Origin of the sequence: Devosia sp. (genome assembly GCF_017307495.1) — a bacterium.
Taxonomy (GTDB): Bacteria; Pseudomonadota; Alphaproteobacteria; order Rhizobiales; family Devosiaceae; genus Devosia_A.
Genome location: NZ_JAFKHE010000032.1, coordinates 26,391 through 39,361, shown reverse-complemented (window position 1 = coordinate 39,361; position 12,971 = coordinate 26,391). Strand labels below are relative to the sequence as shown.

Here is a 12,971-nt window from a genome sequence, read left to right as displayed (position 1 = left end):
GACATGCATCAAGTCCCGTCCTCCGGGCACCTTCATCATGACCGATGTCGCGGTTCCTTTTCCCGTGACCTCGGCTGCCGGTGGCATGTGGCAGTCATATGGTTGCGCGACCGCCTGCACGCGGTGTCGCGCGACTGTCGGGGGCGGACCTCAGCGGCCCGCCCCTTTCCTGACGCCGGCTATTCCGCCGCCTCGGCTTCGCCCTTGATGTCGAGGAACCCGCCGGACTGGCGTTCCCACAGCTGGGCGTAGTGCCCGCCGCGGGCGAGCAGCTCGGCATGCGTGCCCTCCTCGACGATCTGGCCCTTCTCGAGCACCACCAGCCGGTCCATCGCCGCGATGGTCGAGAGCCGGTGGGCGATGGCGATCACGGTCTTGCCTGCCATCAACGACACCAGTTGGTCCTGGATCGCCGCCTCGACCTCGCTGTCGAGCGCCGAGGTCGCCTCGTCGAGCACCAGGATCGGCGCGTTCTTGAGCAGCACGCGGGCGATGGCGACGCGCTGGCGCTGACCACCGCTCAGCTTCACGCCGCGCTCGCCGACATGGGCGTCGTAACCGCGCCGTCCCTTCGGATCGACCAGCCCGGCAATCACCTCGGCGACCTTGGCCTGCTCGGCCGCCCGGATCATCTCGTCATCGCTCGCCGACTGGCGGCCGTACTTGATGTTCTCGCGCACCGAGCGGTGGAGCAGCGAGGTATCCTGGCTGACCAGCCCGATCGCGGCGCGCACGCTTTCCTGCGTCACGTCGCGAACGTCCTGCCCATCGATGCGGATCGAGCCGGATTCCACGTCGAACAGACGCAGCATCAGGTTGACCAGCGTCGACTTGCCGGCGCCCGAACGGCCGACCAGCCCAACCTTCTCGCCCGGCTTGATGGTGAGGTTGAACCTCTCCATCACGGTGCCTTCCTTGCCGCGCCAGTAGTTGAAGCTCACGTCGTCGAACTCGATGCGGCCCTCGTGGACCACGAGTTTGGGCGCCGCCGGCTTGTCGAGCATGGTGATCGGCTGCGCGATGGTGTCCATCGAGTCCCGGGTCGTGCCGATCTGGCGGAAGGTGTTGGAGCCGATGTCGAGGATCCAGCCACTCATGTTCATGATCTGCAGCGCGAACGGGATTGCCGTCGCCACCGCGGCGGCGTTCAGCGTGCCGTTGTTCCAGGCCGAGAGCGCAAGCCAGGTGATCGAGATCACGAGACCGGCGTTCAGGATGAACAGCATCGACCACATGTAGGTGAACACGCGCATCAGCTTGTTGAACTCGACAGCGTGGTCGTTCACCGACTCCGACACATAGGCGTCCTCGTGCTCGTCGCTCGAGAACGTCTTCATGGTGTGGATGTTGGTGTAGCTGTCGACGATCCGCCCGGTGACCACCGACTTGGCCTCCGACAGATCCTCGGAATGCTTGGCAATCAGCGGCATGACGATGGTGAACAGGATCCCGTACAGGATCAGCCAGATCGCAATCGGCACCAGCAGCACCCAGTCGAGTCCTGCCATCACCGTGATCGCCACCACCACGAAGATCGCCGCGTACCATACCGCGTCGATAGTCATGTTGACCGAGGACTCGATCGACTCCCCCGCCTGCATGATCTTGTTGGCGATGCGGCCGGCGAAGTCGTTCTGGAAGTAGCTCCAGCTCTGCCGGATCACGTGCCAGTGGCTCTGCCAGCGAACGATGTTGACCAGGTTTGGAACGATCGCGTGGTTGCGGACCAGCGTGTCGAGGATGAACGTCAGCGGCCGAACCAGCACGATGACCGCGACCATCCACAGGAAGGTCTGCCAGTGCAGCTCGAACATCTGCCCCGGCGGCGTGGTGGCGAGCATCCCCACTATTAGGCCGACGAAGATCGGCATCATCGCATCGGCCACCGAACCGATCGCAACCAGGACCATGCGCAGCGTGAACGCTGCCTTGAACTGGTTGATGAAGTAGAAGGTGAACTTGGTGACCCCCATCGGGGGCTGCGTGTTCTTGGCCAGCGCTACGGGCGAGTAGCGGGTGTTGAACCAGTCAATGACTCGGTTGAGCATCTTGAACTCATTTGTCCGAGCCCCTGTCCGACTATCTGAGTCAGGTCAGGGCTCTAGTGGATTGTTTTCGCTTAGGTTTCGAGCGGAGCAATTGGGGTGCGGCAGTGCGGGCCGTAATCAGCATATTGGGCGTATCCATCTGTCCCTCCTTGGGATGGTTGATGTGGCATTCGCAGAACCAGCAGCCGGCGCCTTCTCCCCTTGCGGGAGAAGAGAGGCCCGCTGCGACAACTCGGCCATTACTCCGCCGCCTCGTCCTGCAGGTCCGGCTCGAGGAAGCCGCCGGACTGGCGGTTCCACAGCTGGGCATAGGTACCGCCGTGCGCGATCAGCTCGGCATGCGTGCCCTGCTCGATGATCCGGCCCTGCTCGATCACCACCAGCCGGTCCATGGCGGCGATGGTCGAGAGGCGGTGGGCGATGGCGATCACGGTCTTGCCATCCATCAGCCGGTTGAGCTGGCCCTGGATCGCCGCCTCGACCTCGCTGTCGAGCGCCGACGTCGCTTCGTCGAGCACCAGGATCGGGGCGTTCTTGAGGAGCACGCGCGCGATGGCGATGCGCTGGCGCTGGCCGCCGGAGAGCTTGACGCCGCGCTCGCCGACATGGGCGTCGTAGCCGGTGCGGCCCTTGAGATCGACGAGGCCCCGGATGAAGTCGTCGGCCTCGGCGAGCCGCGCCGCCGCCAGCATTTCCTCCTCGGTCGCATCGGGCCGCCCGTACATGATGTTCTCGCGCACCGAGCGGTGCAGCAGGGACGTATCCTGCGTCACCACGCCGATCTGCTCGCGCAGCGTATCCTGCTGCACCGAGGCGATGTCGGTGCCGTCGATCGAGATCACCCCGCCCTCGCGGTCGTAGAAGCGCAGCAGCAGGTTGACGATGGTGGACTTTCCGGCCCCCGAGCGGCCGACGAGGCCGATCTTCTCGCCCGGCTTGATCTGCAGGTTCAGGTGCTCGATCACGCCGGAGGCCTTGCCGTAGTGGAAGCTCACGTCGTCGAAGCGGACCTCGCCCTTCACCCGCCCGAGCGGCTGGGCCCCGGGCCGGTCGGCGACGACGCGCGGCAGCGAGATCGAGTTGATGCCGTCGCGGACGACGCCGATATTCTCGAACAGCGCCGACATCTCCCACATCACCCACTGGCTCATGCCCTGGAAGCGCAGCACCAGCGCCGCGGCAACGGCGATCGCGCCCGGGGTCATGGCAGCGCCCAGCCACAGCACGATGCCGATCGCAACCACGGCGGCGAGCAGGATACAGTTCATGATGGTGATGATGACCTGCAGGTACGTCACCATGCGCATTTGCCGGTGCACGGTGCCCATGAACTGCTGCATGGCGTCGTGCGCGTAGGCTTCCTCGCGGTTGGAGTGCGAGAAGAGCTTTACCGTCGCGATGTTGGTGTAGCTGTCGACGATGCGCCCGGTCATCAGCGAGCGGGCATCGGCCTGCTGCTCGGAGACTTTCCCGAGCTTGGGGATGAAGTACCACAGCAGCGCCACGTAGGCCGCCAGCCAGACGAGGAACGGCACCGCCAGCCAGAGGTCGCTCATCGCCGCGAGCACCACGGCGCCGGCAAAATAGACGACCACGAACACGGTGACGTCGAGCAGCTTCATCACCACTTCGCGGACGGCCAGCGCGGTCTGCATCAGCTTGGCGCCGATGCGGCCGGCGAACTCGTCCTGGAAGTAGCTCATCGACTGCCGGATCAGGTAGCGATGCGCCATCCAGCGGATGCGTTGCGGGAAATTGCCGAGCAGCGTCTGGTGGATGATGTGGGTGTCGATGAGCTGCAGCAGCGGCAGGCCGAGCAGCAGGAAGCCGCCCATCAGCCAGAGCTTCCAGCCCTCGGTCTGAAGGAACGTCGCCTTGTCGGCCGTGCCGAGCCAGTCGACGATCGAGCCCATGAAGCCGAACAGCGCGATTTCACCCAGGGCAATGGCCGCGCCGAGCAACGCCATGGCGACCAGCCAGCGCTTTGCTCCCCTGCTGTAGTGCAGGCAGAAGGCGACCAGTCCCTTGGGCGGCTGTTCCGGCTCGCCCAGCGGATAGGGGTTCAGCCGGCTCTCGAACCACTTGAACACAGGATCAATCACGGCAGTCTCCCTCGACCCATCAGATGCGGCACGGCTACGACCTCAACCAGGGTTGAGGTCAAGCGGCCCTTGCCAAGTGAGGCGTCACCCTCATTATCGCTTTGGATTGCGCACGCGACGGGCCAATGAACCCTTCGGAGGTGCGCGCCGGCGGCCAGCCCGGCTGTCGATCCTACTACCGCCCAATTCGGCAGGGATCGTGTCCAGTGGCTGGTTGTCAGCCGCATAGGATACACTAAGGGTTGGATTCGGCTGTTGCGAACGCGCCACAGTTGGTTAACGAGTTGATGTTGCGGAGCATTTGATGCGCGGCGAGAACGAAGAAACGATCTTCCTCAAGGACTACGCGGAGACGCCCTATGCGATCGAAAGGGTCGATCTGGATGTCCGGATCGCTCCTGACACCGCGATCATACGGGCACTGCTGACGCTGGTCCCGCGCCGGGGCACCGAGCCGGGAACGCCGCTGGTGCTCGACGGCGCCGAGACCCTGGCGCTGCGCTCCATCGCCATCGACGGGCTGCCGCTGGCGCTCACCGCCTACGAGGCTACGCCCGAGGGGCTGACTGTCCACCAGCCGCCGACCAGGCGCTTCGTGCTCGAGACCGAGGTCGCGGTCGAGCCGGAAAAGAACATCAAGCTGATGGGCTTCTACCGCTCGAGCGGCACCTGGTGCACGCAGTGCGAGCCGGAGGGTTTCCGCCGCATCACCTATTATCTCGACCGGCCGGACGTGCTGGCGCCGTTCAAGGTGCGCATGCAGGCCGACAAGGCTCTCGCCCCGGTGCTGCTGTCGAACGGCAACCTCGTCGAGCAGGGCAACCTCGGCAACGGCCAGCATTTCGCCGTCTGGGAAGACCCGTTCCCGAAGCCGGCCTATCTCTTCGCCATGGTGGCGGGCGATCTCGGCTCGATCCACGACACGTTCACCACCGCCTCGGGCCGCAAGGTGGCGCTCGGCATCTACTGCACGCACGGCAAGGAGGACGAATGCCTCTACGCCATGGACTCGCTCAAGCGCTCGATGGCCTGGGACGAGCGCCGTTTCGGGCGCGAGTACGACCTCGACATCTTCAACATCGTCGCCGTGTCGGATTTCAACTTCGGCGCGATGGAGAACAAGGGCCTCAACATCTTCAACGACAAGCTGGTGTTCGCCAAGCCCGAGACGGCGACCGATGCCGACTACATCAACATCGAGAGCGTGATCGCGCACGAGTATTTCCACAACTGGACGGGCGACCGCATCACCTGCCGCGACTGGTTCCAGCTCTGCCTCAAGGAAGGGCTCACGGTCTATCGCGACCAGGAGTTCTCGATGGACGAGCGCTCGCGGCCGGTGAACCGCATCGAGGACGTGCGCCAGTTGCGCCAGACGCAGTTCCCCGAGGACGGCGGGCCGCTGTCGCATCCGCCGCGGCCGGACAAATACAAGGAAATCAATAACTTCTACACCGCGACCGTGTACGAGAAGGGTGCCGAGGTGGTCCGCATGCTGGCAACGCTGCTGGGCGAGGCCGGCTTCCGCAAGGGCATGGATCTCTATTTCGAGCGCCATGACGGCGAGGCGACGACCATCGAAGCCTTCATCAAGGTGTTCGAGGATTCGTCGGGCCGGGACCTGCAGCACTTCCAGCAGTGGTACCTGCAGGCCGGCACGCCCGAACTCGACGTCGTCGACCGCTACGATGCGGCCGCCCAGACCTACACGCTCGAGCTGACGCAGACCAACCCGCCGACGCCGGGCCAGCCGGACAAGCAGCCGCTGGTGCTGCCGATCCAGTTCGGCCTGATCGGCCCGAACGGCAGCCCGATGAGCTGGACCTCGGTCTCGGGCGCCGAGGTGCGCGACGACCTGATCGTCCTCGACAAGGCCAGCGCCACCGTCACCTTCACCGGCATCCCCAACAAGCCTGTGCCCTCGCTGCTGCGCGGCTTCTCGGCGCCGGTGAAGCTTACCACCAACGCCACCGAGGCCGACCAGCTCTTCCTCGCCCGCCACGACAGCGATCCGTTCAACCGCTGGCAGGCGCTGCAGGACGTGGCGATGAAGCTCATGGTCGACGCCGTCGGCGGCACCGCCTGGAGCGAGGCGCAGACCTCGGCCCTCGCCGAGGCGCTGGACGAGACGCTCAACTCCAAGGAACTCGATCCGGCCTACAAGGCACTGGCCCTGAGCCTGCCCAACGACCAGGCCGTCGCCCGGCAGATCGCGACCGATGTCGATCCCGACCGCATCCACGCCGTACGCGGCCAACTGATCACCGCCCTCGTCGCCCGCCTCGCGCCGGCGCTCGAGAAGATCTACCTCACCAACGACAGCCGCCTCGCCTATTCGCCCGATTTCCAGCAGACCGGACGGCGCTCGATGAAGAACATGGCGCTCAGCCTGCTCGTTCAGGGGGGCGCTACCGATGCGACGAGGCTGGCGCGCGAGCAGTACAGCCGCGCCCTCAACATGACCGACCGGCTGGCGGCGCTCGGCACGGTCGTCCACGCCTGGACGGACGATGCACAGGGCCTGCTCGACGACTTCCGCGATCGCTTCACCGCCGACCCGCTGGTGCTCGACAAGTGGCTGTCGCTCAATGCCATGGCGTCCGACGAAGGCGTGGTGGAGCGCATGCGCGCGATCCTCGCGGCCCCCGACTTCCCGCGCAACAACCCCAACCGGCTGCGGGCCCTCATGGCCACCTTCGGGATGAACAACCCGACGCAGTTCGCGCGGACCGATGGCGCCGGTTTCCGCTTCCTTGCCGAGTTCGTGGGCGACGTCGACAAGCGCAACCCGCAGGTGGCCGCCCGCGTGCTGACCGCCTTCCGCATCTGGCGCAGCTACGAATCCGGACGACGGGCCGAGGCCGAGAAGGCGCTGAACGCGCTCAAGGATTCAGGCACGCTGAGCCGCAACACGGCCGATATCCTCGACCGCACGCTCGCGGGGTAAGCCGAGCTGCGGGACTGCCCAACCCCCTCCTCCCCCTCAGCGGAGGGGGGAGGCACCAGCCACGGTTAACGAGACCTTACCGTTGGAAGAATTTTTCTTCCGGCGCTAAGTGATTCAACCGACTCATGATTTTGCACTGCGCCGCCACCTCGTCCCGAAACCCCTCTGGACAGTGGCGGCGAAGCGGATTCAAAGTCCCCGCACGGGGCAAATCACTGGGTCGTCCCAATCACATAGGCGGAGAACTTGATGCGGCCGACGGAGCAATCCGGCGACGAGGCGAAGCGATTCCGTGCGCCTGACGGCGTGGTACGAGGCAGCTGGCTGCACCGCACCGTCGTCGGCGTGCTGGAGGGACTGCTCACCCGCCTCACCGGACGCGACGCGACCAGCGGCTATGCCGCCCTCATCGAGACCTTGCCCTTCGGGGTCGCCTGCTGGGGCCCAGATGCCCGGCTCATCGCCAGCAACAGCCGCTTCGCCGAACGGCTGCGGGTCGACGTGCTGCCCTCCGGTGCCGCCTACCACGAGGTGGTCAAGACGCTGGCGCAGGGCGGCTACATGCAATCGGTGCGCGAGGACCTCGAGAACCGCCTGCTCGAACTGCATCGCGAGGATGGCTCGACCCTGCTTATCGAGGAGCGCCCGCTCGATGGCTCCGGCTTCGTCACCCTCGTGATGGATGTCACCGAGAGCCGCCGCACCAACCAGTTGCTCACCACGGTGCGCGAGGAGCAGCGCCTGCTCGCCCGCCGCTACCACGAGGAAAAGCTGCGCGCCGAGGCGGCCAGCCGCTCCAAGACCAGCTTCCTTGCCCATCTCAGCCACGATATCCGCACGCCGCTCAACCACATCATCGGCTTCGCCGACATGATGCGGCAACAGCCCTTCGGGCCGCTCGGCGACGCCAAGTACCTCAGCTATGTCGAGGCGGTGAAATCGTCGGGCGAGCGCCTGCTCGGCTTCTTCGGCTCGATCCTCGAACTGGCCGAACTCGAGGGCGGCCGGCGCGAGCTGCGCCGCGACCGCTTCACCGCCGACGAACTTCTGCTGAGCGTGTTCCGACGCTACACCGGCCAGGCCCAGGCGGCCGGCGTCATCTTCGGCCTTGGCGGCCCCTGCAACGCCCTGCTCAGCGCCGATCGCTTCGCGCTCGAGCGCATGGTCTCCAATCTCGTCGAGAACGCCGTGCGCTTCACCCCGCGCGGCGGCAAGGTCACCCTCGCCGCCTATGCCGGGGCCGATGGGGTGGTGCTGGAGATCACCGATACCGGCATCGGCATGTCCGCCGAACGCCTCGCCACCCTGTCGCAGCCGTTTGTGTTCGGCGACGCCGCCCTGACCCGCGATCGCGAGGGCGCCGGCCTCGGCATCGCCATCTCCCGCGCCATCGCCGAACTGAGCGGCGGGCACCTCGCCATCGACAGCCGCCAGGGGCTGGGCACGACGGTGGCGGTGAGCCTGCCGATCATGACTCAGGAAGAAGCGAAGGCGGCTTAGTCCGTTTCACGGCCCAATTGAGCCGCAGTCATCGCCGTGAGGCACTTTGCTGCCCCCATACAGGGTAAGCGGCATCGTTCAGGCTGACAGCGAAATGCTCTAGAACACCCGGATCGGGCCGGGGTATCGGGCGAGCTGCGCGTCTGCGGTGATGAGTTCCACGCCTTCGACGATCGCCTGGGCGACGAGAAGGCGGTCGAACGGGTCCCTGTGATAATTGGGAAGGGCGGCCACGGCGACGGCGTGCTCGCCGAAGACCGGGAGCTCGACGTAGCCCTCCTCCAGCAAGCGGCGACGCATCACGCTCGGATCCACTTGAAAGTCCGGCCGACCCAGCGCGTGCTTGATCGAAATTTCCAACAAGCTGATCGTGCTGAACAGCGCCTGAACGTCAGGATCCTCTACCAGCTCGAGCACCTCCGAGGGCAGCCTATCGCTGTCGCCTGCCGCCCAAAGCAGCACATGGGTGTCGAGCAGTATCCGGATCATTTGCCGTAGAACATCTCGGCAATCTCGTCCTCGAACATGCGGTCGAAGTCGTCGGGTACCTTGATCTGCCCCTTGAGGAAGCCGACGCGCCGCTTGGGCTTGGGCGCTTCCTCCAGCGGCACGAGTCTGGCCACAGGCTTGCCTGCGCGCGAAATAACCAACGTCTCGCCATTTTCGGCCCGTTCGACCAGCCGAGAGAAGTTGGTCTTGGCTTCGTGGATATTGACGGTGGCGGGCATAGGACACCTGATACTGGACTTAGTCCACAGAACTTAGTCCACTTCACCTCGCTTTTCAATCGCGCCCCGCGCCTTCGCGTACCACGCCTCCGCCGCCGCGCTGACCTCGCGCTCCATGCCTCGGATTTCCGCCTCCAGCCGGTCGAAGCTCGGCATGTTGGTGCGCTGCGCCAGCAGCTCGCGGAAGGCCGGGGTCCAGCCTTCGTCCTTGAACGGATCGGCGAGTGCCGCGCTCATCACCTGCAGCACGGTGGAATAGAGTTCGAGGATTTCGGCCAGCCGCAGCCCCTCCGGTACGAGCCCGGTCTCGGCGAGCCGGCGCAGCACCACGCCGGTAGTGGCCTGCGGGGCCGCGACCCGGTCGCCGGCCACCAGTTGCGCCGACTGGGCCATGAACTCGAGGTCGACCAGCCCGCCGGGGGCGAGCTTGAGGTCGAACGGATGGCGCGGCGGACGTTCCTTGGCCATCAACGCGCGCATGGTCAGCACATCGGCGATGGTGGTCGCGCTGTCGCGCGGCCGAGCGAGGATGGCGGCCACCTCCCGGTCGACGTCGGCGCCCAGCGCGTCGTCGGCGTAGATCACGCGGGCCCGGCTCAGCGCCAGCCGCTCCCAGGTCCAGGCGCTGTCGTTGTGGTACTGCACCAGGCCCCGGAGGCTGGTCGCCAGCGGCCCCGCATTGCCGGAGGGCCGCAACCGCATGTCGGCCTCATAGAGCACGCCTTCGGAGGTCGGGGCGCTGACGGCCGCGATCAGGCGTTGAGTCAGCCGGGCGAAGTACTGGCTTGCCGGCAAAGGCTTTTCGCCGTTCGACTCGTCCGCCCCGGCGAGGTCGTAGAGCATGATGAAGTCGAGGTCGGAGCGGGCCGTCATCTCGCGGCTGGCCATCTTGCCGAAGGCCAGCAGCGCCACCCGTGCGCCGGGCACGACGCCGTGTCGCTTCTCGAACTCGCGCCGCACCGCGTCGAACAGCTTCCCCACGAGCGACTCCGCCAGCGTCGTGAACTGCTCCCCGGCCCGCGCCGCATCGATGCTGCCGGCGAGCAACCCGGCGGCGATCAGGAACATCTGCTCCTGGCCAATGATGCGGGCGCGGTCGATCACCTCCTGGTAATCGCGCGCCTCGGCGAAGAACGACTCGATCTTGCCGAGCAGGATCTCGCGACGGCGCACGTCGTCGGCGAAGGCCGGGTCGATCAGCCCGTCCATCACATGGGCGCGGTGGATCACCGCCTCGGCCATACGCGGCGCCGAGGCCATCAGCGCGACCAGCAGGCTCCTGAGGTTCTCGTGGTTGCGCAGCAGCGCGAAGAGCTGCACGCCGGAGGGCAGGCGCGAGAGGAAATTGTCGAAGCGCATCAGCGCGTCGTCGGGATTGCCGGCCTCGGCGATGGTCGACAGCAGCGCCGGCAGCAGCTCGGTCAGGTGGGCGCGGGCGGCGGCGGCGCGGGTCGCGCCATAGCTGCCGTAGTGCCAGTGCTTCACCGTCGCGATCGCCTTCGCGGGATCGCGAAAACCCATGCCCGAGAGCGTCTCCAGCGTCTCCGGATCGTCGTCGGTACCGGTAAAGACGAGGCTGCCGCCCGTCACCGCCAGGCTCTCGCCCTCGGCGAACAGATCAGAATAGTAGCCGACGACCTGATTCAAGGCCCGCCGGTAAACCGTTTCAAACGCTGGCAAATCCATGCCCATCAGCGCGGCGACGGTGGCGATGCCCGCCTCGCTTTCCGGCATCACGTGGGTCTGCTCGTCGCGCAGCATCTGCAGCCGGTTCTCGACCGCGCGCAGGAACCAGTAGATGCGCGTCAGGTCCTCGGCGGCGCGGCGCGAGATCCAGTTGGCCTCGGCCAGGGCGGCCAGCGCGCCGGCGGTGGGGCGCACGCGCAGGGTGACGTCGCGGCCGCCGGCGATCAACTGCTGGGTCTGGGTGAAGAACTCGATCTCGCGGATGCCGCCCAGCCCGAGCTTCACGTTGTGGCCGGCGACGCGCACATCCCCGACGTTCTTGGAAATGTTGATCTGGCGCTTCATCGCCTGGATATCGGCAATGGTCGCGAAATCGAGGTGCTTGCGCCAGATATAGGGCGCGAGGTCCTTGAGGAACTGCTCGCCCACCGCCTTGTCGCCGGCACATGGCCGCGCCTTGATCCAGGCGGCCCGCTCCCAGTTCTGGCCGCGGCTCTCATAGTAGGCGAGCGCCGCCTCGATCGGCAGCGCCACCGGGGTCGCGCCGGGATCGGGGCGCAGGCGCAGGTCGGTGCGGAACACGTAGCCATGCGCCGTGCGGTCCTGCATCAGCCCGGCCAGCCGCTGCACGATGCGGGTGAAGATCCTGGTCTCCTCACCAGGATCGCCGAGCGAGGCCTTCTCGGGATCGAAGAAGGCGACGATGTCGATGTCGCTGGAGTAGTTGAGCTCGCGCCCGCCATGCTTGCCCAGCGCGAACAGGGCGAGGCCGCAGTCCGCCGCCGACCCGCCGGCGTTCCCGCGCAGCCGCAACAGGGCCTCGAGCCCGGCCTGCAGCGCCGCATCGGCCAGGTCGGACAGCGCCGCGGTCGATTGCGCCGTGGTCCAGCGACCACCCACTTCCGATGCGGCCGCCAGCAGCGCCACCCTGCCCTTGGCGATCCGCAGCTCGCGCCCGATCTCGTCCTCGCTCGCGGCCGTCTCGCCGGCCACCCGGACGGCGTCGAGCACACCGGCGAGCGCTGCGTCCGGCGCTTGCCTGCTGGCCGCGGCGAACCACTCGGCATGGCGCTCGGACAGGTCCTTCAGGTAGGGGGCGGAATCGAGGAGTGTCTGCAGCGCGACTGTCATGTCCCCTCGATAGCCTGCCCCACGGCCGATGTCATTGCGCTGTCTGCAGTAACGGGGGTGAAGTGTTCCTGCCGATCGGCGCGATGTCTGTTGATCGACGGACGAAATCCACTGGATTTCCCCGGGGCCGCCGCTATCTTCCCGCACCAGCCCAACCGCCGCGAGCTCGCATGCCCCCCCGTATCGCCGCCCTCCTTGCCGCCCTCGTCCTGAGCACCGTCCCCGCGTCCGCCGCATCGCTCGGCGGCATGGGGCTCGCCATCTTCGGCAACAGCTTCAACTTCAGCAAGGCCAACCTGGAGAAGGCGCCGGTGAAGACGATTGCGGCCGGCAAGCTCCAGGTCACGCTGCAGCGCACCAAGCTGAAGGACGTTCAGAAGGTCTTTGGCGGCACCATCCAGTCCGATGGCGACGGTGCCGGCCGGGCCGACTGGCTCTGCTACGGCAGCGAAACCGGCAATGTCTGGTTCATCTCCAACGCGCTCGGTGGCTACGAGTTCGTGATGATGGTGGCGGCCGAGGCCGGCAAGCCGAGCAAGGCCTGCGATGCGGCGCCCGCCGATTTCGCGCTACCGGATTTCGGCGTCCCCGGCATCGGCGCCTCGACGGCCGAGCTCAAGGCCAGCTTCGGCGCCGCCTCGGGCAGCAAGATCGCCTACCGCTCCGACCGTCCGGGCGGCTATGCCGACATCGCCCAGTACATCGGATACGTGCTCAAGGGCGGCAAGGTTGCCGGCATCGGCGTCGGCGAAACCTCGGTGCCGACAGTCCACTGACGCGTCTTCATCCTACGCTGCGAAGCGGGGGGAGGGGCAGCCAGGACCAGGGG

At 66.5% G+C, this 12,971-nt stretch carries 8 protein-coding genes; 3 read left to right on the top strand and 5 right to left on the bottom strand.

Annotation, left to right across the window (positions count from 1 at the left end; all coding sequences use genetic code 11):
* Positions 1-179 precede the first annotated feature (179 nt).
* Positions 180-2,048, bottom strand: a complete 1,869-nt coding sequence (locus J0I99_RS19565) for an ABC transporter ATP-binding protein (protein WP_291389505.1) — start codon at positions 2,046-2,048, stop codon at positions 180-182.
* 239 nt (positions 2,049-2,287) lie between these two features.
* Positions 2,288-4,138 (bottom strand): ABC transporter ATP-binding protein, encoded by a 1,851-nt coding sequence (locus J0I99_RS19560; RefSeq protein ID WP_291399164.1) that lies wholly within the window; start codon positions 4,136-4,138, stop codon positions 2,288-2,290.
* A gap of 316 nt (positions 4,139-4,454) precedes the next feature.
* On the opposite strand from J0I99_RS19560, the gene pepN reads away from it, so the two are divergent.
* Together pepN and J0I99_RS19550 are read left to right on the top strand one after the other, a co-directional pair.
* Positions 4,455-7,097 carry an aminopeptidase N gene (gene pepN / locus J0I99_RS19555; protein WP_291399143.1) on the top strand — a complete coding sequence of 881 codons (2,643 nt, stop codon included), beginning with the start codon at positions 4,455-4,457 and terminating at the stop codon, positions 7,095-7,097.
* A gap of 249 nt (positions 7,098-7,346) precedes the next feature.
* Positions 7,347-8,597, top strand: coding sequence for a HAMP domain-containing sensor histidine kinase (locus tag J0I99_RS19550; protein ID WP_291399142.1), 1,251 nt, complete (start codon positions 7,347-7,349; stop codon positions 8,595-8,597).
* 99 nt (positions 8,598-8,696) lie between these two features.
* Here J0I99_RS19550 and J0I99_RS19545 read toward each other — a convergent pair whose 3' ends face one another.
* The 3 genes from J0I99_RS19545 to J0I99_RS19535 are packed head-to-tail and all read right to left on the bottom strand — an operon-like array spanning position 8,697 to position 12,142.
* Positions 8,697-9,083 (bottom strand): type II toxin-antitoxin system VapC family toxin, encoded by a 387-nt coding sequence (locus J0I99_RS19545; protein WP_291399163.1) that lies wholly within the window; start codon positions 9,081-9,083, stop codon positions 8,697-8,699.
* The gene (locus J0I99_RS19540; protein ID WP_291399141.1) at positions 9,083-9,325 is read right to left on the bottom strand and encodes a type II toxin-antitoxin system Phd/YefM family antitoxin; all 243 of its coding nucleotides are present in this window, start codon (positions 9,323-9,325) and stop codon (positions 9,083-9,085) included. Before J0I99_RS19540 ends, J0I99_RS19545 begins: the two co-directional genes overlap by 1 nt.
* 33 nt (positions 9,326-9,358) lie before the next feature.
* The gene (locus J0I99_RS19535; protein WP_291399140.1) at positions 9,359-12,142 is read right to left on the bottom strand and encodes a bifunctional [glutamine synthetase] adenylyltransferase/[glutamine synthetase]-adenylyl-L-tyrosine phosphorylase; all 2,784 of its coding nucleotides are present in this window, start codon (positions 12,140-12,142) and stop codon (positions 9,359-9,361) included.
* Between the two features lie 170 nt (positions 12,143-12,312).
* Here J0I99_RS19535 and J0I99_RS19530 point away from each other — a divergent pair, with 170 nt between their 5' ends.
* Complete coding sequence (locus tag J0I99_RS19530; RefSeq protein ID WP_291399139.1) at positions 12,313-12,918, top strand: hypothetical protein; 606 nt, start codon at positions 12,313-12,315, stop codon at positions 12,916-12,918.
* Positions 12,919-12,971: the final 53 nt, after the last annotated feature.